The following is a 25913-nucleotide window of genomic DNA, read 5'->3' on the forward strand; positions in this document are numbered from 1 at the left end:
TGACAACCAACGTGAAATATGACAGTGCAGGCAGAAAACTGTTTCTTGTATTGAACTATATCCTCCTTACCTTTCTTGCCCTCACCATGCTGCTCCCTTTTCTCAATGTCATTGCCCAGTCGTTCAGCAGCCCGGGCGCTATCGATCGCGGAGAAGTGATGTTTTGGCCGGTGGAGTTCACCTTTGCCTACTATCAGCATGTATTCAACGATGTCTCCATCTGGAGGGCCTTCGGGATCAGCGTCTATATTACGCTATTCGGAACCTTCATTAATCTGGCGGCAACCGCTTCGCTGGCGTATCCGCTCTCCAGGCCGGAATACGTCGGTCGAAAAACAATCATGATTATCATCCTGATGACCATGATATTCACGGCACCGCTGATTCCGCAATTCATTTTGATGCGCGAGCTGAATCTCGTCAACACGCTGTGGTCTTTGATGCTGCCATCCGCGATCAGCGCATTCAATCTGTTTGTGCTTCGAACCTTCTTCACCCAAATTCCGAGCGAACTGATCGATTCGTCCCGAATCGACGGATGCAGCGAGGTTCGTACCCTGTGGAGCATCGTGCTTCCGTTATCGAAACCGGCGCTGGCGACGGTAGGGATATTCTACTCCGTGACCAATTGGAACAAATATATGGACGCCCTTTACTATATCAATGATCGGGCCAAGTATCCGCTCCAGGTAAAATTGAGGGAGCTTCTGGTGAACGAGGGCCTGACCGATACGGGCAACATGGCATTTGAAGCAAGCTCCCAATCCGTTCAAGGCATTCAGATGGCGGTGATTCTGGTAGCCACGCTGCCCATCATTCTCTTGTATCCGTTTCTGCAGCGCTTCTTCATTCATGGGATGATGATCGGGTCGATCAAAGAATAACCCTAAAAAAACGACAAACCGAGCCAAAGACATTCCTTGTTCCCGCCCAGACGGCTCACTATACTGATATTAAGTTTGAAAGCGCTATTATAAGCGACTATATTAGCTTGAAATGAGGGGTATTCATGAGAAAAAGCTGGACACGTGCGCTTACATCAGGTCTCGTACTGGCCATGCTTGTTGGCTGTTCGGGTAACAATGGCGGAGGCGGAGGAGCCAATGCGAGCGGCGACGGCCAAAGCGGGAATGAAGCGGGAGCCACGAAATTTTCCATGTCGATGCGGACGCTTAACGTATCCTACGTTGAGAAAAATCCGGATATCAACAAGGATAAGTACGTGCTGGAGCTAGAGAAAATGACGAATACGGACCTGGATATCCGTCTGATTCCGCATAACGAATATCAGGATAAAATGGTGCAAATGTTCGCAACGAATGACATTCCTGATGTGGTGCAGGGCACTGGCGGAATCAGCGGTCCCGAGCTGGCGGGTGCCGTAGAGAACGGAGTCTTTCTTCCGCTGAACGACCTCCTCCAGGAGCATGGGCAGGATCTGCTCAAGTTCATCCCCGAGGAAGCCTGGAAGCGGATGACGGATTCCAAGACGGGCAATATCTACGGAATTCCCGAAATCTTGTCCAATCCGTCCAGACGGGCCACATGGATTCGGACCGACCTCCTGGAGAAGGTAGGCAAGGAGATCCCGACAACGGTGGAAGAGACGATGGATGTTCTGCGCGCGTTCAAGGAAGCCGGGGTGGAGCAGCCTTATGCCGGACGTCAGAATTTCAAATATGCGGATACCTTCTTCGGTGCCTATGACGTGCTGGGTTACCTGAACCAATTCAAGGTATTCCCGGACGGGAAGGTAAAGCCAACCTTCTTTGATGAAGAAAACATGAAGCAAGCGATTCAGATCTATAAGACGATGCACGAGGAAGGATTGATCAGCAAGGAATTCGCGACGATTGAAAGCGCGGATTTCAAATCCATTGTCACGAGCGGCAAAGCGGGCATGTGGTCCATGAACGCGAATGAGCTTCCGATCTGGGGCACCCAACTGAAGGAGAATGTGCCGGACGCGAAAGTAGCGCTGATTCCTTCCCCTGTAGGACCAGACGGTAAAGGGGGATATGCCCATTACAATCCGGTCACGCGTTCCTTCTTCATCAACGCAAAGGCGAAGGATAAAGCGGAGGATATCGTGAAGTTCTTCAACTGGATGGTCAGTGAAGATGCGGAATTGTTCTTCAGCTTCGGCATTGAGGGCGAGGATTATCAGGTAACCGACGGCAAGCCGGTCTTCGAGGTTCCAACGGACACGGCAGGTGCGGATAAGATGCGTTATTTGAACTACTGGCTGTGGCTGGTGCAGGACACGACCTACAACAAACGCGTATCCGAGTTGTCCGATTCCGGCAAAGAGCTGATTGATGCTTTTGATAACATGCTTACGAAAGAGGGCCGCCGCGGCATTGAATTCGATCCGCGTCTGGAGGCGATGGTGAAATATCCGGAGCTGAATCCGAAATCGGATGAACTGCCGCCGCTGATTCTGGAGCATGTGCTCCGCATGGTATACGGCAGGGAGCCTATCGATAACTACGGCAAGGTGCTCGAGGAATATCTGTCCAAAGGCGGGAGCGAGATTATTGAGGAAGCTACGAAACGATATAACGAAAAAGAAAACGCTTTCGAATAAGCGGAGCATGTTTTAGTATAGTGTTGAAGAATGACTCCTCTGCTTGTCTGGCAGAGGAGTATCTTGCTAAAGCTAAACTACTCTCGCTGTCTTGAAAGGGGAATGGGTGATGTACCGCATTCTGGTCGTTGATGATGAACCTATGATAAGGATGGGCTTGGCGAAACTGATCACGCAGACGGATCCGGCTATGATTCAAGCGGCAACGGCCGGAAACGGCATGGAAGCATTGGAAGCGATCCAGACAACACGACCGGATTTCATCTTTACAGATATTAAAATGCCCAAGATGGACGGCTTGGAGCTAAGCAAGCAGCTTTATGAAACATACGGCGATATCACGGTTGTTGTCATCTCCGGTTACGGCGATTTCGAATACGCCCAGAAATGCATGTCGTATGGGGTTAAGGAATATCTGCTCAAGCCTGTGACCAAATCAGTGGTACATAACACCATGAATAAATTGATGGCGGATCGAAAGTCCATGCAGGAGAAGCAGCGGTTTTATTTTCCGCTCTCCAAGCTGGAGGATTGGCTCGAGCAGCTGGAACTGGCCGTATGGCATTTACAAATGAACGATATCCAGAACAAGCTGCAAGAAATCGAGGATTACTGCAACGAGCGCAGGCTCGAATCGATTCAGCTTCAGGAATTGCTGGATGAGCTGTACGCGAAACTGATCAAGCAGTTAAACGGTCGGGATGTGTATTCATTTGAGCGTATGACAGGCATTTCGGGGTCGGAACCCGGAGGAAACCATCATTATTTCGAGAGATTTCGTCAAGCCGTGGATCAGACGGTAAAGCTCATACGCGAGAAGAGAAAAGGAAATGCGAAGGAGCCTGTAGAGGAAGCGAAAGCCTATATCGAGCGCAACTTGTCCCGCGATCTCTCGCTGGATGAGGTTGCGGATATGCTCGGACTCAACCCGTCGTATTTCAGTCAGTTGTTCAAACAGATGACGGACGAGACCTTTGTCCATTATCGGATCAAGAAACGAATGGAGAAGGCAAAGAAGCTCCTTGCCATTCCGCATTATAAAATAACGGATATTTCGTTCGAAGTGGGGTATGCGGATCATCCCCATTTTACCAAAACCTTTAAGAAGGTCACCGGCTATACCCCTTCCGAATACCGGGAGCTGCTGGGGATCGAATGATGCGCAAGAGCCTGTCTCGTCAAATCTTTTTGTACTTCTTTATCGTCATATTGTTCTCGCTATCTACGGTCGGCGTATTCTTCTATCTCAAATCATCCGAAGCGATTGATGAACAGGTCGAGAAGTATATGACCACCGTCATCACGAACGCCGCAAGGCAAACGGATAATCAGCTGAAGATGTTTGAGCGAATCAGCAATACGATTTTGCTCCAGGATTCGGTGAAGCGATTTTTGGATATGGACCCAAGCGACAGCTATGAGCATTACCGGTTCACCAATCTCATCCGAAAGGATGTCTTTCAGAAGATCTTCATTCAATACCCTACCCAGACCCATATGATGTACATTCTTGGGTTTCATGGCCGGTCGATTTTTGATCAGAATCAGAATTTCTCCGCCATGTCGATCGATCCGTCGGACCGTCTTCGTGAACTGAGGGAGAAGACGCCGGGGAACGGGGAGATTGTCATTTTGAAGACCAGCCTGCTGGAACAGGATCGGGACAACGTCATTACGGTTGCCCGCAAAATCCGGGGAATGAACTCGTACGACGTGAAAGGCGTGCTTGCGGTTGAGTTCAATGAAGATCAGCTGTCGGGTTTATGGAATGGCGTCGATCTCGGGGAGCAGGGCTTCTTCTTCATCCTGGATCGCGAAGGTGAAGTGGTCTATGCCCCTGAGCACGTGGATATGGACGGAATTAGTTCAACCGACCTGCCGGAGCGCATTATCGCCAAAGGCGATCATCGCTTCATTGAACCGGTGTTAGGCGAGAAAGCGATGATCATCTCGCGCCAGTCCGAGTATTCAGGCTGGAGCCTCGTCATTATGATGCCGCTGGATGAGCTTCGGGCACCGATTTCGGGGATTCGGTCCACCACCATTATCGTAGGCTTCGTTACGCTGATCATAGCGCTCATTCTTGCCTATAGATTCGGCAAATCGATCGTGAACCCGATCCGCAATCTGAAGAACGGGATGAGGCAGACGGAGAAGGGAAACTGGACGCATATCACCGATGTGAAGCCGCGGGAGGACGAGATCGGCGGATTGATCCATAGCTACAATCTCATGGTCAGCCGCTTGTCCGATATGATCGAGCAGGTGTACGACACGGAGCTCCACAATCAGAAAACGCAGCTGGAGCTGCAGGACATCCAGCTGGAGCGCCAGCGGGCAGAGTTCCAGGCGCTCCAATTACAGATCAATCCGCATTTTCTGTACAACACGCTGGAAACGATCAATTGTTACGCGATCGTTCAGGATTCCGACGAGATCTCGGACATGGTGGAGGCCATGGCTTTCATGCTTCGATATTCCATTCAGACCAACCTGGAGGAAATCACCATTGCCAACGAGCTGAACCATGTGCGGCATTACATGATGATCTTAAAGCATCGGATCGGGCGCGATTTCGAGATCGAGGTGGCGACGCCGCCCGAGCTCCTATTGGAGAAGATGGTCAGGCTCTCCTTACAGCCGATTGTCGAAAATATTTTTCAGCATGCTTTTCCGGAAGGGATCGAAGCATGGCATTACATTCGGATCGACACGAGAATCGAACAAGACAACTTGCTGGTTATCGTCGAGGACAACGGGGCAGGCATAGCGGACCATAAGCTTTATAAACTGCGCAAAAGGCTCGAGGAAAACCGCCTGGTCGATGATGAAGAGGGGATGCATGCGCGGCGCAGGGGTGGCATCGGCATCGTGAATGTCCATCGGCGAATTCAGATGGTTTACGGCGAAGAGTACGGGATAACGGTTCATAGTTCGCCGGATCAAGGCACAAGCATCGTCATGACGATGCCGCGAATGGAAAGAGTGCGTGAACAAGAAAGCAGACTGAAACAGCTGCAAACCTAATCAGGAGGGATCAACATGCATATTAACTTATCGGGTAACATCGCTTTAGTCACAGGTTCGAGTGGAGGGATCGGTCGTGCGGTAGCATTGAGGCTGGCAAGAAGCGGGGCCAAGGTTGCCCTGAACTATCTAAACAGCAGGGAAGCTGCCGAAGAAGCCGTAGCGGAGATTCGAAGTTTAGGCGGCGAGGCTTATGCATTTCAAGCAGACGTCACGCATGTGGAGCAGGCAGAGGCACTCGCAGCCGAAGTAGAGAAGGCATTCGGCGGCCCGGTTACGATTCTGGTTAATAATGCTGGGCATTTGGTTGAGCGTCTGGCGAATGCGGAAATGACCGAGGAGCTATACAACAAGGTTATGGATGTAAATATGAAAAGCACGGTATTCGTGAGCAAAGCCGTCATTCCGGGTATGAAAGCCGCAGGTCAAGGTCGCATTGTCAATATGACCTCCGTAGCGGCACATAACGGCGGCGGACCGGGCGCAAGCATTTATGCAGCCAGCAAAGCTGCCGTCCTGAGCTTTACCAAGGGGCTGGCGAAGGAGCTTGCTGCAAGCGGTATTAATGTGAACGCCGTATCGCCAGGCTTTATCGGACAAACAGCGTTTCACGCCACCTTTACCCCGGATGACGCGCGAAAAGCAACGATCAAGGGCATTCCGCTCGGCCGAGAGGGTACCCCGGACGATGTCGCTGGCTCCGTTCTGTTCCTCGTCTCGGAGCTGTCTTCTTATCTAACGGGGGAGACGATCGAAATTAACGGTGGTATGTTCATGCGATGAGGGATTGGATGAAGGTCAACGCGAAGTCGAAATTCTATCCTTGGAGCGAACGCACAATCGATATCCTGAAGGCCGAGCTTGATCAAGTCATCGACCGGCGGCTGGATGTTCCAGTTGACCCAGGCGGCTGGTGGCACCAATATGTGTGTCCCGAACATCATACGGAACTGGTGTTTGATCCGCTGGAAGTTGACTGCAGCCGCTTTCGTTGTCCGCATGGCTGCGAATGGGAAGGAGAACCGTATCGGGGAGCATGGCTGGTTTTCAAGCATCAGGCCATGGCCCGATATGTTCTGCAATCTGCCGCCGTCTATGCAGGCACGGGGGAGGAGGCCTACGCCGATCTTGGAAAAAGGCTGATCGTCCGCTATGCGGAGCAATTTCCGCTATACCCTGTACATCCCGATGCCCAGCCCTGGATGCTGAAAGGTCGCGCATTCCATCAGGCTTTGACCGAGGCCATCTGGGCAACGACATTGCTTCGCGGCTACCTGCTGCTGGAGGATGCGCAAGTGTCGTTCGACGAGGCTGACCGCCGGAAGATTCATCAATTTCTGTATATGCTGGAGAGCAGCATGACGGAGTATCATCATATTTTGACCCGGGAGCGTGGAAATCCAGAGAACAACTATACCGCCTGGCTGATTGCCGCGCTGTTCAGCATCTATGCGGTACAAGGCGAAACGGTGAAGCTGCGGCAGCTGGTCGTGAAGGAAGGCGGCCTGCGGCATCATCTCAGCATTGCCATCAGGCCGGATCAGCTTGAATTTGAAGGCAGCGTGTATTACCACGTATTTGTACTCCGTGCTTACCTGATTGCTGCGGAAATGGGGGCCAGAGTTGGTGAAGAGCTTTTTTCCCTGAGAGGAGAGCAAGGCCAATCCATGCAGGGAATGCTGGAGGTACTGGTTCGATTGTCAGACCAGAACGGATTTCTGCCTGCACTTCACGACGGTCCTTATTGCAGGGCTCCGTATGCGCGAGAAATTGCCGAAATAGCGGAAATCGGTTTATCTGTATATGGGAACAAGAGCTATCAACGACTGCTAGACAATGTGTATCGTGAACTGAATGGAGAAGCCGGCCGCGTTGGCATGCTGGAAGCTCTGTTATACGGAACGGGCCATTGGGATGGAAGATCCGGAGTGGCTTCTTCTAAGTCGAAAGGTTCTCATAGGGAGACAGCGGGAGGAGTATGGGAAGTAGGGGACATCATCGAAGTCCGAATTACACGAGAAGTCCAGGCAGCAGGCGATGCAGAACATGCAAAACAAGCAGGTTATGAACATGATGGTAATGAAGCATGGCACATCGAAGGCAGAAACGAGAACGACTTGCCCGAACTGTGTAGTCCTTCCGTCTTTCTTCCTCACAGTGGATTCGCCCTGTTAAAGTCGTACCATTCGAATGGGCTTCATGCGTTGGTCGATTTTGGCCCTCATGGAGGATCACATGGTCACTTCGATAAAATGAATTTGATGATTCATGTCGGGAACCAGCCTCTTTCACCAGACCGTGGAACCGTACCGTACGGTTCGATCCTGAAGAAGGAGTGGTATCCCCATACAGCCTGCCACAATACCGTCTCGGTAGGAGGCCGTTCCCAGAATCCGGCAGAAGGCAAATGCATGCGGTATGAATCCGCTTCAAACCGTTCCTATATTTGGGTTCGGGCCGATGAGGCCTACGATCAAGCCAATCTGGACCGGCATTTGATATTGACGGAAGATTGGCTGCTGGATTGGTTTGAAGTGGAATTGGATGAACCGGAAGCCGTGGATTGGTGGTTCCATTACGTTGGCATGGGGCAGCTGAGCGGACTTCCAAATACTGATCAAGGCCACGTTAAAACGGATCTTGGAAACGAAGACGGATACGCATATGTAAAAGAGAGGTGCACCTGCGTCTTGTCCCAGGATGGCTTGCAATTCAATCTCCACATTGCCAATGCATTAGGGCCGCTGGCGGTAATCTCATTTATCGCCTTCGAGGGGATGGAATGCTCACAGGTAGAGTCACCTGGGCTTGCTGACGATCCCAGCCACCTCATGGAAGGAATCCGGCTTCACCGATTAGATTCGAAAGCCCGCTTCATTGCCGTCTATCGTGCCGGCGATGAGCCGATCACCATGGGATGGACGTGCTCAGAGGATGGGGATTGGCTCAGCCTGTCCGATGGAAGGACCGCGAGAAGCTTCACGATGACCAACAACGGGTTGAAGGAGAGGGGTACTCGATGAAAACCTTGTTTGAACCGAAAAGCGGATTGTTGTCCGTGCCATATCAACCGGATGAAGAGAGTAAGCTGCTTGAGAATCCTCCCCGTTTCACCTGGATGCCGGGACAGCTGGAGAACGATCGTTATATGCTGCAAATTTCGACCTCGCCCTCGTATGAAACGGAAGCGACAACGACGATATCGCCGATTCCCTATAACTTATACACGCCGGAGCAACCGCTGGAGCCGGGTACTTATTATTGGCGATATGCCTTGCTGACCGGGGAGCCAGTGGAGGATACGCCAGACTTGGACCATAACCGTTCTTCATGGAGCCAATCCCGGATGTTTCATGTCCCGGAGGGGCTGCCCGAAACTCCCCTGCCTGGCAGAGGGGAGCGGTACGAAAGCACGCATACCGGTCATCCGCGGTTATGGCTGGACGAAGAGGGAATTGAAGCGTTCCGGGAATGTCTCCGAAAGGATGATGATTACTGCGGCTGGCGCGCTTTTTACGAGAAATCGGTCCTTCCGTGGCTGGATAAGCCGTTAATTCCGGAACCGGAACGTTATCCTGGCAATAAGCGTGTCGCCAAGCTGTGGAGAAAAATGTACATGGATTGCCAAGAAACGCTGTATGTTATCCGGCACTTAAGCGTGGCAGGGGTCATTTTGCAGGATGATGTTTTGATAGCCAAAGCGAAGACGTGGCTGCTCCACGCGGCCCGGTGGGATACGGAAGGTACAACGTCCAGAGATTATAACGATGAAGCCGCATTTCGGATGGTGGGTGCACTTGCATGGGGATATGACTGGCTCCACGATTACCTCAGCGCAGAGGAGATTCATCTCGTCAGGGGAGCTCTTCTGCGACGTACGGAGCAGGTGGCCTTCCATGTGATGGAGCGCTCGAAAATCCATCATGTCCCTTATGACAGCCATGCTGTTCGTTCGTTGTCCTCCGTTCTTGTTCCGGCCTGTATTGCCATGCTTCATGAAGAGGGTGAGGCACAGACATGGCTGGATTACACCTTGGAATACTACGCCTGCCTCTATTCGCCTTGGGGCGGAGAAGATGGAGGCTGGGCCGAAGGGCCGCTCTACTGGACAACGGGCATGGCATTTGTGATCGATGCGCTCAATCTCATTCGCAACTACGTAGCCATCGATTTCTTTCGACGGCCGTTCTTTGGGCGCACGGGCGATTTCCCACTCTACTGCAGCAGTCCGGATACGATCCGGGCCAGCTTCGGGGACCAGTCCTATCTCGGCGAACCCGTCAGTCTGAAGACGGCTTTTAATATTCGCCAGTTTGCAGGCATTACAGGGAATGGATTATATCAGTGGTATTATGAACAAGTAGCCAAGGCGGATACGGACGCCGACTCCAAGTTCTACAATTACGGCTGGTGGGATTTCCGTTTTGACGATATGCTGTATCGGCATGATTACCCTCAGGTGGAAGCTGTTTCTCCTTCACTTACCGTTCCGTTTTCTTTAGATAACGTCTCGGAACCAAAGGATGGAACCATCCAATCCGTCAAATGGTTCCGCGATATTGACTGGGTGGCGATGCATCACCGCATGGATGATCCGGATGAGCACATTATGCTGCTTGCAAAGAGCAGCCGTTACGGCTCCATGAGCCACAGTCACGGTGACCAGAACGGATTCCTGCTGCACGCGTATGGTGAACCTCTCGCAATTGAAAGTGGATATTACATCGCTTTTGGGAGCACGATGCATATGAATTGGCGCAGGCAGACGCGTTCCACGAACAATATTCTCATTGATGGCCATGGTCAGTATGCGGGAAAAGATAAGGTGCTTTGCATCCAAGCCAGCGGAAAGGTCGAGCAAGCAGCTGCGTCATCGGGTTATGGGTACGCCCGTATGAACGCTACGCAGGCCTATCGGGAGAATGTCCCTTATCTGGAGCGGTATGTGCGCGAGATCTATTTTTTTGACGAATCTTATTTTGTCATCGTGGATACGGTGGATCTTGCCAAGCCAGCCAGCATCGAGTGGCTGTTTCATACCCTGAACCGGATGAAGCTGTCCGGGCAGACGTTTCGGGTGATGGGCAGCAAAGCGGAAATGGAAGGGCGATTCGTGTACTGCTCATCAGGCGATCTATCGCTGAATCAGCATAATCAATTCACTGACGTCGATCCCGAAGAGATTGAAGGGCTGGATAACCAGTGGCATCTGCATGCTGAAACGAAATCAGCCACAAGCCATCGCATCGCGACCCTCCTGGTTCCCATGAAGGCACATGAGAGTAAATACGTCTCGTATTTTCTGGACGATCAGGACCATGGGGTTCATATCTATTTCACCAATGAAGACGGGAACACAAGAAAGGTCGAAGTGCCTAAGGCATATTAGGTCTTAGAGGCGCTGATTCGATCCAGAATTCACAAAAAGACTCAACTTCAGCGAAAGCTGCTGTATGTGGAGTCTTTTTTTGCATATTCGTCACCATGCTTATGATTCAGCTGGCGTTTTCGTACAGGTCATGGCCGCAGATCGTTCGCTGAGGAGTGTTCTGGAACCCGGATCTATAACTGCCTAGCCTGAGAAGGCGTCATGCTCTTGTACTGTTTGTACAGCTTGGTAAAATAATTCGGGTTGCTGCAGCCGACGATGCCGGCAATCTCCGTGATGGTCAACGACCGTTCACGGAGCAGCTTCTCCGCTTCATTAATCCGGGTCAGGTTGACGTAATCCACGAACGTGCGGCCCGTTAAACGCTTGAACATTTTACAAAAATGAAACGGATTCAAACCGACCTCTGCAGCGGCGGTCTCTACCGACAATTTCTCACCGATGTTGCTCTCGATGTGCTGAATGAGTTTTTTATAACGATCCCGATTCGCAAAATACGGCTCGGCCGACTTCTCCGTGAACGGTGTGGGCATAAATGTACGTGCCAGCAGAACGAACAGCGTGTACAGCTTGGACTTGGCAATGAGCTCATAGGCCGGACGGCGGGCAACCAGCTCTTCAATCACTTCATCCAGCAGCGGATAGCAGTCTGCGCCAGCTGGGTGGCTCTCGGCAGGCTTGACGGGGAAACGGAGCCGGCCTTCCATATAGGGAGCGACATAACGCGCATGAATCGGATCATGAAGGAAATCGTTAAAGAGGGATGCATTCACCACGACACAATCAAAACGCACGTCGCCATCTTCAAGGGCATATCCCACGTGCAGGCTGCCGCCGGGGATGATGATCATTTCTCCAGCCTTTACGTCATACGGAGTTGTATCAATATGGAATACCGCGTGCCCTTGGCGCATGCTAATGATCTCAAAGTGTTCATGCCAGTGGAGATACAGGATACAGTCTTTCGATTTGGCATGGGAGCAGAAGTTATTAAATACCTGCACAGGATAGGCTTTATAGTCAAGTCTCGTATTTTCATGAAGCTCTCTTGGATTGGACATGTGAATTCACCTCGGACCGCAAGATAAGAGTGGTAATGCACAAGGTTGTATAGAGAAATTGTTGAGTTTCGCCATTATAATGAAGTTGCTTCATTTACATTAAGCCAATATTGGAATGATGACAACAGTTTAGGATGTATTATTGTAAGCGGTTTACAACATTATGACGTATTCAGGGGGAGTTAGCGAGTATGACCACGACATATAAAGTTGTGATAGCAGGATGCGGCAGTATGGCGAATACATGGGCGGAATATGCGAAAGGGCGAGAGGACGTTGAAATTGTGGGCCTCGTGGATATCCAGGAGAAATTTGCAAAGGCATTTGCCGATCGGCATGGACTTTCTTGTCCCACATATACCAATATTACGGAGGCTCTTACTTCAAGCGAAGCGAATATCGTATTTGATGTGACCATTCCCGCCAGCCACTATGGGATTAGCACGGCAGCGCTTAAGCACGGGTGTCATGTATTTAGCGAAAAACCGTTAGCGGAATCGATGACGGAATGCCTGGATATTGTGAGGCTCTCAGAGTCGGCAGGCAGAACGCATGCCGTCATGCAAAACCGCCGATTTGATCCTCGAATAAGGGCATTCAAGGATTTGATTGAAAGTGGAGTGATTGGAAAGCCCGGGTTCATAGGGGCAGATTTTTTCCTTGGCGCCCATTTTGGCGGGTTTCGGGACCTGATGGACAGTCCCCTGCTGCTTGACATGGCCATTCACACCTTCGATCAAGCCCGAATGATCAGCGGAGCCGATCCGGTATCCGTGTACTGTCAGGAGTTTAACCCGCCGGGTTCCTGGTATGCCGGAAACGCGATGGCGATATGCATCTATGAAATGACGGACGGCTCCGTGTTCAATTACCGCGGTTCCTGGTGCGCCGAAGGCGCCCAGACCTCCTGGGAGGCCGCATGGCGCGTAACGGGAGAGAAAGGGACTGCGATCTGGGACGGCCATGATGATATTTATGCGGAGATCGTGGCGGAAGGGGATCAATCAGGAAACTTTATCCGGAAGTATGAACGGATTGAAGGGACGCTGCCCGAAATGGAGAAGACCGGACATCACGGCTGCCTGGAAAATATGTTTCATGCTCTCGGAGCCGGCATCAAGCCGGAGACGGATTGCAGCGACAACGTCTTCAGCATGGCGATGGTGCTGGCTGCATTGGAGAGTGCCAAGACGGGACGGAAAGTCTTGATATCGGAGTTCATGAAGGGTTGAAGGGAACGGGTGAGTAATCTTTCGACATTTTGATACAACTTTGGTCTTGGCTGGACGGTAGCCTGCTCTTGCAGGTGTGGTTGGGGACGAAAGCAAATAGGGTAAATGAAGCCGCGGATTCGCGGCTTTTTTTTGTTTTAAGTACCGTGTAGAGAAGATTAGACAGTACCTGCCTTTTCGGTGCGAATGATCCATGAAGCAGGAAGAATGAAAAAGTTCCAGTGGTCCTTCCTTCGAAGACACCCCTCTTCCAGAGAGGGACAAAGCCGTGCTACAATATAGCACAAGCATAAGTAAAACGCTTAACCTGGAAGAGAAAGGAATGACCTCTTTGCAGCAAAACTGGTACCGCAAGCTGCTTCTTTCCTATTTTCCCATTTTCCTTATTACCATTACAATCATCGTGTTTCTTTCTTTCATCATGTTTAATGAGGCCTCACGCGAAGAGGCAGCCAAAGCAAACGGGATTTCCACAAGGTTTATTATGGAAGACCTGGACCGCTCCATCCATGCCATTGAGATGAACGTGCTGAACGAAGTGGAGACGAGTTCCCTATACTCAAGCTATCTGTTCAGTACCCCGTCATCCGACCAAAATCTGATGTACTCGCTGGTGAAACGACTTCGCGTGCTGCAAACGGACAGCGACATGATTGAATCGGTCTATTTGTACCGTCATTCGGATCAGTCCGTGTTGACCACCAGCGGACAGAGCTCCCTCTCGTCGTTCCCGGACCGTTCATTTATCGAGCACGCCGTGAAGGACCACGATTATCGGGGCTGGTCGGCCGTACGCTCCATGACGGGTCTCGGGGAGAACGAACCGAAGCAGGTCATCTCCATGTACAAAAATTTGCCGCTCCCCTTCGGAAGCCAGGGGCTGCTGGTGATAAACGTCAGCATGTACCGCTTGGAGCAGATGATCAATCCGATGATAAATGACAGCGTTTCCTTTTTGAATATTCTGGATTCCAGCGGGGAGCTGATCTTCGAAGCATCCCAGACGGGAGAGGATAACCGGGGCAAAGAAGGCAAGGTGCTGACAACGCTGCAATCGGAACAGCTGGGATGGACTTTTGAAAGCGGTCTCCGTGCGGGCCAGCTCTATGCCTGGGTGTCCGTCGTATCCTATATTTGGGTCGTTATCGGCTTCGTTACCGTGGTGCTTGCCGTTATTTACATCATTTATATTAGCAGGCGGAATTATCAGCCGATCAAAGCCATAATGAACCGCATAGAATCCATTCAGCTGAACATGCCGCAGGCGGCCAAGGATGAATTATCCGTGATCGACAGCGCGCTTGAAAGCCTGATCAACAGGTCCATGGATTATGACAAAAAGCAGGACGAGAATCTCCAGCTTCAGCGCAGTCAGCTGTTTATGGACCTGATCGGCGGGCAGAAGCACGAAGAGGAGCTGCAATCCCGGATGAGCGAGCTGACCCCGATGACCCTGCCGGAGCAACTGGAGGGCTACGTTATGATGCTCGGTGAAATCAATGATTACAGCGGCTTTCAGGATGTTCATACCGCTCGGGACCAGAACGTGTTGAAGTTTGCCTTGATGAACGTGTTCCAGGAGCTTTCACGTAATGCCGGCTTCAACAGTTGGCTCGAATGGATCTCCGGCAGCCGCGTCGGTATTCTGATCGCGCTGCCGGAGGTAAAAGGTGAGACTCGTGCAGCATTGATCCACGCTGCCGAGGAATGCCGCGGCTGGGTTGAGGAAAAGCTTCGTCTGCCTTTGAGCTTCGGGCTAGGCAGCACGGTCACCGGGCTTCATGAGGTCGGGGCCTCGTACCGCTCCGCCTCGGAGGCGCTCGGCCATAGACTGGTGATGGGGGATCATGGCGTCCTGGTTGGCGATGAGCTTTCCAAGGAGGATTTAAGTCACCTGCTTCCTTATCTGACGGAAATTTCAGAGCTGGTCAAGGACTTTCGCTTAAATAACGATGGCTGGAGAACCCGTCTGCAGGATATGTTCGTTTCGTTCAAGGAGGAGCGGCTGAAGGATGATATCATCCGTTCTCTGGTCAACAGCATGCTTCAGCTGCTGTCCCGGGAGGTTGGGGTGTTATCCGGCGAGCTGCGGAATCAGCTTTCGGAGAGCAAAGACCATATGCTGGCGGGAGCAGCGACCCTGGAGGAGCTGCAGAGCAGGATCGGCGATCAGTTAACGGAAACTTACCGTACTTACGTTGCGCTTAGCGAAACCAAAAGCTACCGGGCCATGATCAGCGAGATGAAGCACTATATCGAAGAGCATTTTGAAGATCCGGATTTGTCCCTGAAGCATCTTAGTGACCGTTTTCAGATTTCCGGCAAATACGCAAGCTATCTGTTTAAGATGGAATACGATATGAAGTTCGTTGATTTCCTGGTTCAGCTGCGGATGAAGCGGGCGGAGGAGCTGCTGGCGGAGACCGAGTTCTCCATACAGGAGATTGCGGAGAAAATCGGGTATGCAAACGCCATAACGTTCGGGCGGGTGTTCAAACGGACGGCCGGTGTGACGCCGGGAGATTACCGCAAGCTGAAGATGAAGCCGTCTTCTGGTATGGAGCCGGGATCTTAAATCAGCGGCTCGGATTGCGAAAGCAGTTTATGACTATAGTTTATCATGAAGCGGGTGCAGAGATTTCCGACTAGGAGCAGCACCCGTTTCGTATTTCCGCAAAATTACGGCATGTTTCAAACCAGGACATCATCTGGCGAGATATTCCACGTAAGGATCAAACCATGCATGCAGCAAGGCTTTAAGGCGGTCGTGTGAAAACAGTTTATGATACGAAAATAGTCATTGCTAAACGGAGGAACCTTGTAACCATGCGGGTTCTGTCGATTGGAATTTGGTTTATTGTCATTCCCGGGCCTCTGAGGCATACTGAGGACACCCAAGAGGTTAAGCGCTTACATGAATGGATCCCAAAGCAGCGCAGGGATGCAGCCGCAGGATATATTCAATTAAAAGAACGGCGCGAACGTCAGGGCAATTATCCAAATAAGAAAAGGGGATGTAACTATGGCGGCAAGCAAGAAAAAATGGGGCAAGCTCGCAAAGCTCTCGCTCGTCATGCTGTTGGCCGGAACGGTCGTATTATCCGGTTGTTCATCAGACTCGAGCAGCAGCACCAATACCTCAAGCGGAAGCGGAGATTCCGGCTCTAATGACGGCAAGCAGGTCACGCTGAAGGTTGAAATTTTTGACCGCGGCAATACACCGAAGCCATACACCATAACCGACAGCTACCTAACGAGATACATCCAGGACAACTTTGGAACTCCTAACAACATTAAAATGGAATTCGTACCGGTACCCCGTCCGGAGGAAATCAAGAAGCTGAACGTTCTGATGGCCAGCGGCGGCAACGTGCCGGATATCGTTTTTACGTACGATACCCCGACCTTCAATCGCTACGCGGAGCAGGGCGGATTGACGGAACTAACCGATCTGATCAACGAGCACGGTCCGAACCTGAAGGAATTCCTCGATGAGGACGCGATGAGTTACGGCCAGTACATGGGCAAACAGTTTGCCGTTCCTGGCAAGCGGGCTTTCCTGGGTAAGTATTCTTCCTTTATTCGTACCGACTGGTTAGAGAAGCTCGGCATGGACGTGCCACAAACCACGGATGAGCTGTACGAGGTCTTGAAAGCTTTTAAAGAAAAGGATCCGGGCGAAACCGGCGGCAAGGTCATTCCTTTCGGCATGACAATCGAACCGGCTCAATACGATCCGTTAATCTGGTCCTTTATCCAGCCGACCACGGAAGAACAGAAGTACACGCAGCTCCAAAAGCTCGGGGCCAATGACTATCCGACCCTGCTTCCCGGCTTCAAGGATGCGCTTCAATTCTTCAACAAGCTGTACAATGAGGGGCTGATCAGCCGTGACTTCAGTTTGGACGAAGACAAGAAGCAGTTGACCCAGGATGTAACTAATGGCCTCACTGGCTTCATGACAGAGGATTATCCGAACTTGTACTACGCGGACGGCACCTATGATACGCTGCTGAAAAACCAGCCGGATGCCAAACTGGAACCGATCGATCCATTCACCAACTCCGAAGGCAAGCGCGCGAAGCCTGAATATGCGCCAAACGGCATGTATATCATGATTCCGAAAACAAGCAGCCATGCTGTAGAAGCGATTAAATACTTGAACTGGATGGCGGATCCTGACAATCTGCTGGCTCTGCAAAACGGCGTGGAAGGCGAAAACTATGAAATGGTGGACGGCATTCCCGTCATGAAGACCGACGCTCCTCAAGATGTGATTGATCGTCTTTACAACTCCGGCGACATTGCCATTATCGCTAACGGCAACTTTGTAGGTGACGAGGCACAGAACCGAGAGAAGCTGACGACCAACTTCCCGGAGAAGTTCCAGGATCTGCACCGCAAGGCCGTTGAAATTGCGGCAACGGATACGTTTAAGCCGGTCAACTTTGACCGACCGATCGAAGCTGAGGCGAAATACGGCACGAACCTCCAAGCTAAATATGAAGAGATGATCGTCAAGACGGCGATGGCGAAACCGGAAGACTTCGAGAAAGTGTTCGAAGCTACCATGAAGGATTATATGGTCAGCGGCGGCCAGGCGATTCTTGATGAGCGGACCAAGGTTTATCAGGAAATGCAATCCGAATAAAGGCAATCCGCAGCGGGACAAGGGAAAGGACGGCTATATACAAGAGGCCGTCCCCTCGCTCCCGGCGTCATGAGCAAGGAGAGGATGATTCAGATGAGAGGAACCGTTTACCTGCGCCGGTACTGGCAACTATATGCACTGCTTGTTCTGCCTTTGGTCTACTTTATCATTTTCAAATACGGCCCGATGTGGGGCGTTCAGATTGCTTTTAAGGATTTCAATTTCTTTGAGGGTATAACCGGAAGCGAATGGATTGGACTGGATGCCTTCCGAGAAGTCTTCCAGACACAGGACTTTTATAAAACACTGCGTAACACACTGATGCTTAATCTGCTGGACCTCATGGTTTCATTTCCGGCCCCGTTGATTCTGGCCATTATGCTGCATGAACTCCGAATCCGATGGTTCAAACGTTTATCCCAAACGATATTGTATATTCCCCATTTTATTTCATGGGTTATTATAGGCGGCATTGTATACCAGGTGTTTGGCACGCAATCGGGCATGATCAACAACATGCTGATGGCGCTCGGTTTTGAATCGGTACCTTTTCTAACAGAAAAAAATACGTGGCTCATCACCTACCTGGCGACGGGTGTGTGGCAGAGCGCAGGCTGGGGAACCATTCTCTATCTGGCTGCCCTAACCGGCATCAACAAGGAGCTGTTTGAAGCGGCGGAAGTGGACGGCGCGGGCAGGTTCAAGCGAATCTGGTATATCACGCTGCCGGGCCTGAAGACGACGGTCGTTACACTGCTTATCATCAATCTCGGAAATATGATCTCGATCGGCTTTGACCGTCCGTTTGTCATTGGCAATAAAGCCGTCATGGATTACTCCGACGTGCTGAGTACCTATGTCTACCGTACGGGTCTGGAATCCGGGCAGTATACACTTGCGACGGTGGTCGGCCTGTTCCAGGCTGTTGTTGGCTTGATCTTTATCCTTGGTGCCAACTATGCATCCAAAAAACTGACAGACGAGTCCATCATTTAACGTTGTTGCAGAAAGGAGTATCACACATGAGCGAGCGAGCGTCGAACCGTGTTTTTGATACCGTCAACATGATCCTGCTTACGGTTTTTGTACTTCTGTGTTTGGCCCCTTTTTTCCATATTATCGCCATTTCTTTCAGCTCGAACCGTGCGGTAACGTCCGGTGACGTGACGTTGTTTCCGGTGGAGTTCAGCCTTCAGGCTTACAAATCCGTATTCTCCGATTCCAGCATGATCCGGTCACTTGGCTTTACCATCACGCTGACTTTGCTGACAACGGTGCTGTGCATGATCATGACCATCATTGCCGCTTATCCGCTGACGAAAAAGAAGCTGAAAGGCCGCAAGATCTTCATGTTTATCATCATTGTGACCATGTTCTTCAGCGGAGGCATTATCCCGGAATATATTCTCGTGAAAGACCTGAATTTACTGAATACGATTTGGGCCCTCGTTCTTCCGGGACTGATCAGTCCGTTCTATCTGATTATCCTGATCTCGTTCTTTAATGGAATTCCGGAAAGCCTGGAGGAAGCGGCTGAGATTGACGGCACAAGTCAGATCGGAACGATGCTTCGGATTATTCTGCCGCTGTCCTTGCCGGTCATAGCGACACTAAGCTTGTTCTATGCGGTCGGGCGCTGGAACGGGTTTCAGGATACGCTGCTGTACATTACAAGCGAAGAGCTGTATCCGCTCCAGTTGAAGCTGTATCAATTGGTACAGAACAATATGATTACGGATCTGACCCGCAACGAGGGACCCGCAGCGGGTGTCAGAGCAACCACGGAAAGCCTGAAAGCGGCGAGCGTCGTATTTGCCACGGTGCCGATTCTCATCGTGTACCCATGGCTGCAGCGTTACTTCGTCAGCGGCGTGATGCTGGGCGCCGTGAAAGGCTAAGGACGACGGATATCAGGAGGATCGTATATGTATAACAGGGTTTTTGAAGTAAATGACAGCTGGGTTCGGGAGGGGATGGACCGTCAGATTATAGAGCAGGGGCACCGCTGGTTCGGCGGGGTTCGTACCGTCGAAAACGGTTTGCCTTCGCCTAACCATAACAGCGGGACACCGACCGCCATGGCGATCTGGGCTGCCGCGCTTTGCAATCCGGCATCCGACTATTACCGCAGCAGGGAGCTGGCGCGCAGATTAACGCTTGCGGCGCGTTATATGCTGGAGGCTCAGCACAGCGACGGTACGATCTCGCCGGGCTGGACCAATTTTCATTCTCCTCCGGATACCGCCTTCGTCGTGGTTGGTTACGCGCAAGCGGCGCAGCTGCTTCTGGCTGACGGTTGGGTGGAGCTGAAGGGAGCGGCTGCGGATATGCTGCTGTTTCTGGAACGCACCTTGCCTGCGCTGATCACCGGAGGCTGCCACACGCCGAACCATCGGTGGGTGATCTGTGCGGCTTTGGGGTTCTTGAATGAGCTGTTTGATTCGCCAGATGCCCTGAAGCGGGCGGAAGCGTGGCTCTCAGAAGGTATGGATGCCACGGGCGACGGGGAATGGACCGAGCGCAGCAACGGGATATATAACGTCGTCAGCGATGTCATGCTGATTCATGCGGCCAGGCTGCTGAAGCGGCCGGAGCTTCTGGTACCGGTCCGGGCCAATCTGAAGATGATGTCCTATCTGGTTCATCCTGACGGGGAGATCGTCACGGAATATTCCGGGCGGCAGGATTTTGGTCAAAGCTTCGATATGTCGGGATATTTCCTGCCGTGTCTGATGATGGCTTCCCTAGACCACGACCCGGTATTTCAAGGTATGGCGGAACAGTCGCTGTCTCTGCTGAAACATCCCGGCGGAGCACCAACCAACGCAGCCGTTCGGCTGCTCTTGGATCCGGTGCTACAGCGCCAGGGTGCAGAGACAACGCCGATGCCGGACCATTACAGGGTCGTGCTGAACGCGGATTTTCCAAGGGATCGTTACTTGTCCGGATTTGCGGGTGCCGGCCATCACGGTGTCATCCGTTACAGCCGGATGCACACGGATTTTGGCGCTTCGGTTGCGCGAATCCGTGAAGGACATACCAGCGTGACCGTAAGCACGGAGATGTCCTCCTTCTTTTCTATTCGTCATGGAGCGGCTCGTCTGCTGGGCGTGCAGTTCGCTTCCTATTTCGACCCGGGTTTTGTCAAGATGAGCCGGCTGGCGACGCTGGAGAATGGATATCGGCTATCCGGCGAACAGGAAAAGGGCTACAACGGACCGGTGCCGGAAGCAGATTTGCCTGCAAGTGCCAAGGCAGACATCAGCCCTTGGTATCTGCTGCCGCATCACTGCCGTCCGCAGACTCATGTCCAGCGGCACAAGGTGGAGGTGGATGTGGTAGAAGCGAGCGATGGCTGGAAGCTGGTTGTTTCGTCGACGGAGCCGGAGGAGGTCGTGTCGCAGATCTCGCTCATTTTTCCGGCAGCCGGAACCCTTAACGGCGGAGAGCTTGCTCCCGCCGGCGTGGATGCCCAGTTCTGGATGGAAGGGAGCATCCGTTACGAAATGGACGGCGATTGGATGGAAATCAGCGGCGCTGGATTTCAGCACACGGCGGCGGGCGTCCGGGAGGCAGCATATCCGCTCGGCTTCCGAACGCTGCTGCTGAATATGGTGACCCCGTTCGTGAAGGAGATTCATATTAAGCTTTCTCCAGCGGCAGAACACGCTCGAACGGAAGGGGGCGTATCTTCATGACAAGCTATATCGAAGCCCGGGAAAGCATCCGGTATTGGATGGGCGATGATGATGCCGGCATGCTGAAGACCATTGCCGGCCGCTACATCGGGGCAAACCCGGAAATTCCGTTTGCGCTGCGGTCGTTCGCCGAAACGGGCATTCTTCAGACAGAGGAAGGATATTATGATTTGGACTTCGGTGAACGGTTCCGGGATGCGAAGCAGGGGGAAGCCGCTTATGCGCTCGGTCTGGTATGGAGCGACGATGAGCGTTCGATTGACGCCGGGATCCTGCCGTTCAGCCCCGTACGCTTCTATCTGAACGATCAGCTGATGTACCGCTCGGGAGCCGAGGACGAGATGAAGCCGGATGCCAAGATCGTCATTTCGCTTGTTCTGAAACCCGGCTGGAATACGCTGCTGATCGAGGCGCGTTGGACCGAAGCTGGCTTTGGCTGCCGTTTTGGCGCCCAGGAGGGCAAGGTCAGAATTCTGCAGGTGCTGTCCCCTTTTACGAACCGGAAGGAAGCAGCCGGCTGGGTTTACGCCGGACCCTTGGCTGCCGGCATGTTCGGCGAAAGCGGCATCTTTCCGAATGCGCACGGAACAGAAGGCGAGACCGGTGTTCGTTGGCTCCCGGTTACAGGCTGGAGCGAGGAAGAAGCGGCGAAGCCGAATTTTGAGCGATTATTCGGACTGCCTGAGCTTCAGGCAGCAGGCTATGCCTGGAGCCGGCTGAATGTACCGGCAGGCGTTGACCATGTTGTGCTTAGAGGCCGCGCTCTGGGGCGGACGGAGATATGGATCGGCGGGCAGCCTGTACTGGACACTCAAGAGGGAGGCGACTTTGGCTGTGAGCTTCCTGCTGCGGCCTGCCGAGGGGATCTTCTCGTGCGCAGCTGCCGAGGGCCGTCCGGCTGGGGATTTGAGCTTGAGGCCTACAGTTCAGAGAATGTGCTGGGGTTTGTGCTTCCGGTTCCGGTACAGGGCGCACCCTCTCCTTGGCTGTTTGCGGGGCCTCTGGCTGACGAGAAGGAGGAAACGCCGGAGGAGGTGTGCTCGGTCAAAAGGCTGTTCCCGCGTGCGGATGGCCGCGGTTTGATTGGCTGGTCCCTGGATGCGCCGGGTCGCCGGGTCAGGCCGTTTTATGAGAATGCGATGCTGAGCAATAAATGGACCTCCGGCTCTGCTAGCAATTTCGGGCGCTGGGATTATCCGCTTGGGGTGACGATGTATGGCCTGCTTCAGACGTCGCGAGTTCTGAAGCGGCCGGATATGGCGGAATATGCCCGCGCGCATATCGACATCTGTACTTCATGGTACGAATACGCCGTTTGGGACCGGGATACGTATGGATTTCCGTCCATTAACCATCAGCTGGTACTGATCAAAATGCTGGACAACTGCGGTTCCTTCGGCTCCGCGATGCTGGAAGCCTACATGGAAAGCGGCAATCCGGACGATCTGAATGTGGCAGAAGGTATAGCGGACTTTATGACGAACCGCCTAGAACGCCGGGAGGACGGTGCATTCTACCGTCTCTGCATATCGGAGTACTCTGCGGATACGATGTGGGCGGATGATCTGTACATGAGCACGCCGTTCTTGTCGCGGTATGCCATGATTACAGGCGATTCCTCTTATCTGGATGACGCGGCCCACCAGTTTCTGAGGTATCGGGAATACCTGTTTATGCCGGAGGAAGGCGTGATGAGCCACGTGTTTGACTTCAAATACGGGAAGGCAACCCGAATTCCTTGGGGACGTGGAAACGGCTGGAGCCTGTTCTCCTTGTCCGAACTGCTTGAACGCCTGCCGGAGGATCATAAGGATCGGCCGGCCCTGATTGAATTTTTCCGCGAGCTGTGTGCCGGGATCGCTTCCTACCAGGGAGAATCGGGACTGTGGAGGCAGGTCATCATCGATCCGGATGCTTATGAAGAGGCTTCATGCACGGCCATGTTCACCTATGCCTTTGCTAGAGGTGTGCGGTTCGGCTGGCTGGAGAATCCCGCGCCGTTCGCCGATGCCGCCATTCGGGCATGGCAGGGGCTGACCGGAAAAGCCATCGACCGCCGCGGCAGCGTGCACGGGGTATGCAGCGGGTCCCGATATTCCTTTACCGGGGATTATTACAAGCATGATCTGCTCACGGTGGTGAATGACAATCACGGGACCGGCATCATGATGCTGGCGGGCGTGGAAATCATAAAATTGAAAGGCATGCTGGGCGGCCAGTAAGGCATACACTTTCTGTAAAGCGCTTAACCCTTAGTTGGTAAGCGCCTCGATCCAATAGGTTAAGCGCTTAATTCACATTTAAGCTTTATCCATAGGATGCAACGACAATGAAAAGCTGAAAAGGAGATGAACCGGTTGACGACGACACGATTAACGATGGCGCAAGCACTGCTGAAGTTTTTGGATGCACAGTATATTTCTGTTGATGGAGTGGAGACGAAATTCGTGCACGGGGTGATGGGGATATTCGGACACGGGAATGTAACCGGTCTTGGCGAGGCCTTGGAACGAAGCCCGGGAGACCTGGTTTATGTTCAGGGCAAAAACGAACAGGGTATGGTGCATACCGCCGCGGCATACGCAAAGCAAAAAAACCGTCGGCAGATATGGGCTTGCACCTCGTCCATCGGACCCGGTGCGCTCAATATGGTCACCGCCGCAGCTACGGCAACGGTAAACCGCATCCCGGTACTGCTGCTGCCTGGTGACAACTTTGCCTGCCGCCAGCCTGATCCGGTGCTGCAGCAGATTGAGGCCCCGTCGGATTACACCGTGTCGGCCGCAGATGCATTCAAGCCGGTGAGCCGGTATTGGGACCGGATTTCCCGGCCGGAGCAGCTTATCGCGGCCGTCCGGCAGGCGATCCGGGTGCTGACCGATCCGGCGGAGACGGGGGCGGTTACGTTGGCACTGCCTCAGGATGTGCAGGCCGAGGCGTACGAATATCCGGATTCGCTGTTTGAGAAAACGGTACACGTCATCGACCGCCGCCCGCCGTCGGCCGAAGGACTGAAGCGTGCGGCGGAACGGATTTCAGCCAGCAAGCGTCCGCTCATCATTGCCGGAGGAGGCGTGCACTACAGCGATGCTGCCAAGGATCTGACTGCATTTGCGGAAGCTTTCGGCATCCCGGTTGCTGAAACGCAGGCCGGGAAAAGCGCGCTTTCCTGGAAACACCCTCTGAACCTCGGCGCCATGGGCGTAACGGGCTCACTGGCGGCGAATCGCGTCGCGGCGTCTGCTGATCTGATTATCGGCGTCGGCACCCGGTATTCGGACTTTACAACGTCCTCCAAATGGGCGTTTCAAAGGGAGGACGTATCGTTCCTGAACCTGAATGTCAACAGCGCGGACGGCGCCAAGCTCGGCGGCGAAGCACTGATTGCCGATGCGAAGGAAGGGTTGAAAGCGCTGCATCAGAAGCTGTCTCGAGACGGCTATCAAGCGGGTTACGAAGATAGCGAGCTTGCCAGTTTGAAAGCGGAGTGGGACTGCGAGGTGGACCGCTTGTACGCTGCCGAGCATCCGGACGGCTTGTCGCAGACGAGAGCCCTTGGCGTTATCAATGAGGTCATCTCCCCATCTTCCGTCATCGTCTGTGCGGCAGGCAGTCTGCCGGGAGACCTGCACCGGTTATGGAGACCTTCCGAACCGAAGACGTACCACATGGAGTATGGCTTCTCCTGCATGGGGTACGAGGTGAGCGGGGCCTTGGGTGCGGCCCTCGCGGAGCCGGACCGTGAAGTCTATGCGCTGGTTGGCGACGGCAGTTACCTGATGATGCACTCGGAGCTGGTCACCAGCTTGCAGGAAGGGCGGAAGATAACGATTTTGCTGTTCGACAACCACGGTTTCCAATGCATTCATAATCTGCAGCGGAGCAACGGCAGCGACGGGTTCGGCAATGAGTTCCGACGCCGCGAAGAGAGGACTGGCCGCTTGACCGGAGCGTACCTCCCGATTGATTTTGCCGCGCACGCGCGTGCGCTCGGCGCTAAAGCCTACAAGGCCAACACGCCGGAGGCACTGCATGAAGCGCTGCTCTTGGCGCAGAAGGAAAACGTGACGACGCTGATCGAGATTCCGGTCGTTCCGGGAACGAACACCGACGGTTATGAGTCCTGGTGGCGCGTAGAGGTGCCGGAGGTGTCGGCCTCAAGCAAGGTGACCGAGGCGCAGCGCCAGATGGCGGCCCGAAGCAAGGAAGCAAGGCCCTACTAGCGGCTGGAGCAGGTCCCATACTATTTGGCCCGGAGCAAAGAAGAA

General features: G+C 52.9%; 16 protein-coding genes. 15 read left to right on the forward strand and 1 reads right to left on the reverse strand.

Going from position 1 to position 25913, the window contains the following annotated elements; genetic code table 11:
* The first annotated feature begins 11 nt into the window (after positions 1-11).
* From ACETK5_RS09170 to ACETK5_RS09200, 7 genes are all read left to right on the forward strand, one after another.
* A complete protein-coding gene (locus ACETK5_RS09170) occupies positions 12-884 on the forward strand; it encodes a carbohydrate ABC transporter permease (protein WP_326113735.1) in 873 nt (290 codons plus the stop codon).
* Between the two features lie 125 nt (positions 885-1009).
* Positions 1010-2587, forward strand: coding sequence for an extracellular solute-binding protein (locus ACETK5_RS09175; protein WP_326118325.1), 1578 nt, complete (start codon positions 1010-1012; stop codon positions 2585-2587).
* Positions 2588-2678: 91 nt separating this feature from the next.
* Positions 2679-3746 carry a response regulator transcription factor gene (locus ACETK5_RS09180; protein WP_394055206.1) on the forward strand — a complete coding sequence of 356 codons (1068 nt, stop codon included), beginning with the start codon at positions 2679-2681 and terminating at the stop codon, positions 3744-3746.
* Positions 3743-5614 carry a cache domain-containing sensor histidine kinase gene (locus ACETK5_RS09185; RefSeq protein WP_394055208.1) on the forward strand — a complete coding sequence of 624 codons (1872 nt, stop codon included), beginning with the start codon at positions 3743-3745 and terminating at the stop codon, positions 5612-5614. The genes ACETK5_RS09180 and ACETK5_RS09185 overlap by 4 nt, the downstream gene beginning before the upstream one ends.
* Before the next feature lie 15 nt (positions 5615-5629).
* On the forward strand, positions 5630-6397 hold the full coding sequence (locus ACETK5_RS09190) for an SDR family NAD(P)-dependent oxidoreductase (protein WP_100537663.1): 768 nt from the start codon (positions 5630-5632) through the stop codon (positions 6395-6397).
* Positions 6394-8637 carry a heparinase II/III domain-containing protein gene (locus ACETK5_RS09195; RefSeq protein WP_394055211.1) on the forward strand — a complete coding sequence of 748 codons (2244 nt, stop codon included), beginning with the start codon at positions 6394-6396 and terminating at the stop codon, positions 8635-8637. The genes ACETK5_RS09190 and ACETK5_RS09195 overlap by 4 nt, the downstream gene beginning before the upstream one ends.
* Positions 8634-11003, forward strand: a complete 2370-nt coding sequence (locus tag ACETK5_RS09200) for a DUF4962 domain-containing protein (RefSeq protein WP_394057371.1) — start codon at positions 8634-8636, stop codon at positions 11001-11003. The genes ACETK5_RS09195 and ACETK5_RS09200 overlap by 4 nt, the downstream gene beginning before the upstream one ends.
* A gap of 173 nt (positions 11004-11176) precedes the next feature.
* On the opposite strand, the gene ACETK5_RS09205 is transcribed toward ACETK5_RS09200, so the two are convergent.
* Positions 11177-12064 carry a helix-turn-helix transcriptional regulator gene (locus ACETK5_RS09205; protein WP_394055213.1) on the reverse strand — a complete coding sequence of 296 codons (888 nt, stop codon included), beginning with the start codon at positions 12062-12064 and terminating at the stop codon, positions 11177-11179.
* A 191-nt stretch (positions 12065-12255) separates the two neighbouring features.
* On the opposite strand from ACETK5_RS09205, the gene ACETK5_RS09210 reads away from it, so the two are divergent.
* The 8 genes from ACETK5_RS09210 (at position 12256) to iolD (ending at position 25868) form a co-directional block, all read left to right on the forward strand.
* Positions 12256-13296 carry a Gfo/Idh/MocA family protein gene (locus ACETK5_RS09210; RefSeq protein ID WP_394055215.1) on the forward strand — a complete coding sequence of 347 codons (1041 nt, stop codon included), beginning with the start codon at positions 12256-12258 and terminating at the stop codon, positions 13294-13296.
* Between the two features lie 322 nt (positions 13297-13618).
* Positions 13619-15871 carry a helix-turn-helix domain-containing protein gene (locus ACETK5_RS09215; RefSeq protein WP_326118330.1) on the forward strand — a complete coding sequence of 751 codons (2253 nt, stop codon included), beginning with the start codon at positions 13619-13621 and terminating at the stop codon, positions 15869-15871.
* Positions 15872-16318: 447 nt separating this feature from the next.
* Positions 16319-17947: an extracellular solute-binding protein gene (locus ACETK5_RS09220; RefSeq protein WP_394055217.1), complete on the forward strand. Its 1629-nt coding sequence runs from the start codon at positions 16319-16321 to the stop codon at positions 17945-17947.
* A gap of 93 nt (positions 17948-18040) precedes the next feature.
* Positions 18041-18943, forward strand: coding sequence for an ABC transporter permease (locus tag ACETK5_RS09225; protein WP_100537657.1), 903 nt, complete (start codon positions 18041-18043; stop codon positions 18941-18943).
* 26 nt (positions 18944-18969) lie between these two features.
* The gene (locus ACETK5_RS09230) at positions 18970-19845 is read left to right on the forward strand and encodes a carbohydrate ABC transporter permease (protein ID WP_100537656.1); all 876 of its coding nucleotides are present in this window, start codon (positions 18970-18972) and stop codon (positions 19843-19845) included.
* A gap of 27 nt (positions 19846-19872) precedes the next feature.
* Positions 19873-21645, forward strand: a complete 1773-nt coding sequence (locus ACETK5_RS09235; protein ID WP_394055220.1) for a hypothetical protein — start codon at positions 19873-19875, stop codon at positions 21643-21645.
* On the forward strand, positions 21642-23867 hold the full coding sequence (locus tag ACETK5_RS09240; protein WP_326118333.1) for a glycoside hydrolase family 88/105 protein: 2226 nt from the start codon (positions 21642-21644) through the stop codon (positions 23865-23867). The genes ACETK5_RS09235 and ACETK5_RS09240 overlap by 4 nt, the downstream gene beginning before the upstream one ends.
* Positions 23868-24002: 135 nt before the next feature.
* Positions 24003-25868 carry a 3D-(3,5/4)-trihydroxycyclohexane-1,2-dione acylhydrolase (decyclizing) gene (iolD, locus tag ACETK5_RS09245; RefSeq protein ID WP_394055222.1) on the forward strand — a complete coding sequence of 622 codons (1866 nt, stop codon included), beginning with the start codon at positions 24003-24005 and terminating at the stop codon, positions 25866-25868.
* Positions 25869-25913: the final 45 nt, after the last annotated feature.

Source organism: Paenibacillus ilasis (assembly GCF_043195395.1).
Lineage (GTDB): Bacteria > Bacillota > Bacilli > Paenibacillales > Paenibacillaceae > Paenibacillus_AQ > Paenibacillus_AQ lautus.

What these genes read in the sequence shown, in the direction of transcription:
- ACETK5_RS09200 (WP_394057371.1), top strand. Translation starts at nt 8,634, where the DNA reads ATGAAAACCTTGTTTGAACCGAAAAGCGGATTGTTGTCCGTGCCATAT.
- ACETK5_RS09205 (WP_394055213.1), bottom strand. Translation starts at nt 12,064, where the DNA reads ATGTCCAATCCAAGAGAGCTTCATGAAAATACGAGACTTGACTATAAA.
- ACETK5_RS09240 (WP_326118333.1), top strand. Translation starts at nt 21,642, where the DNA reads ATGACAAGCTATATCGAAGCCCGGGAAAGCATCCGGTATTGGATGGGC.
- ACETK5_RS09225 (WP_100537657.1), top strand. Translation starts at nt 18,041, where the DNA reads ATGAGAGGAACCGTTTACCTGCGCCGGTACTGGCAACTATATGCACTG.
- ACETK5_RS09190 (WP_100537663.1), top strand. Translation starts at nt 5,630, where the DNA reads ATGCATATTAACTTATCGGGTAACATCGCTTTAGTCACAGGTTCGAGT.
- ACETK5_RS09185 (WP_394055208.1), top strand. Translation starts at nt 3,743, where the DNA reads ATGATGCGCAAGAGCCTGTCTCGTCAAATCTTTTTGTACTTCTTTATC.
- ACETK5_RS09220 (WP_394055217.1), top strand. Translation starts at nt 16,319, where the DNA reads ATGGCGGCAAGCAAGAAAAAATGGGGCAAGCTCGCAAAGCTCTCGCTC.
- ACETK5_RS09210 (WP_394055215.1), top strand. Translation starts at nt 12,256, where the DNA reads ATGACCACGACATATAAAGTTGTGATAGCAGGATGCGGCAGTATGGCG.
- ACETK5_RS09230 (WP_100537656.1), top strand. Translation starts at nt 18,970, where the DNA reads ATGAGCGAGCGAGCGTCGAACCGTGTTTTTGATACCGTCAACATGATC.
- ACETK5_RS09215 (WP_326118330.1), top strand. Translation starts at nt 13,619, where the DNA reads ATGACCTCTTTGCAGCAAAACTGGTACCGCAAGCTGCTTCTTTCCTAT.
- ACETK5_RS09195 (WP_394055211.1), top strand. Translation starts at nt 6,394, where the DNA reads ATGAGGGATTGGATGAAGGTCAACGCGAAGTCGAAATTCTATCCTTGG.
- ACETK5_RS09175 (WP_326118325.1), top strand. Translation starts at nt 1,010, where the DNA reads ATGAGAAAAAGCTGGACACGTGCGCTTACATCAGGTCTCGTACTGGCC.
- ACETK5_RS09235 (WP_394055220.1), top strand. Translation starts at nt 19,873, where the DNA reads ATGTATAACAGGGTTTTTGAAGTAAATGACAGCTGGGTTCGGGAGGGG.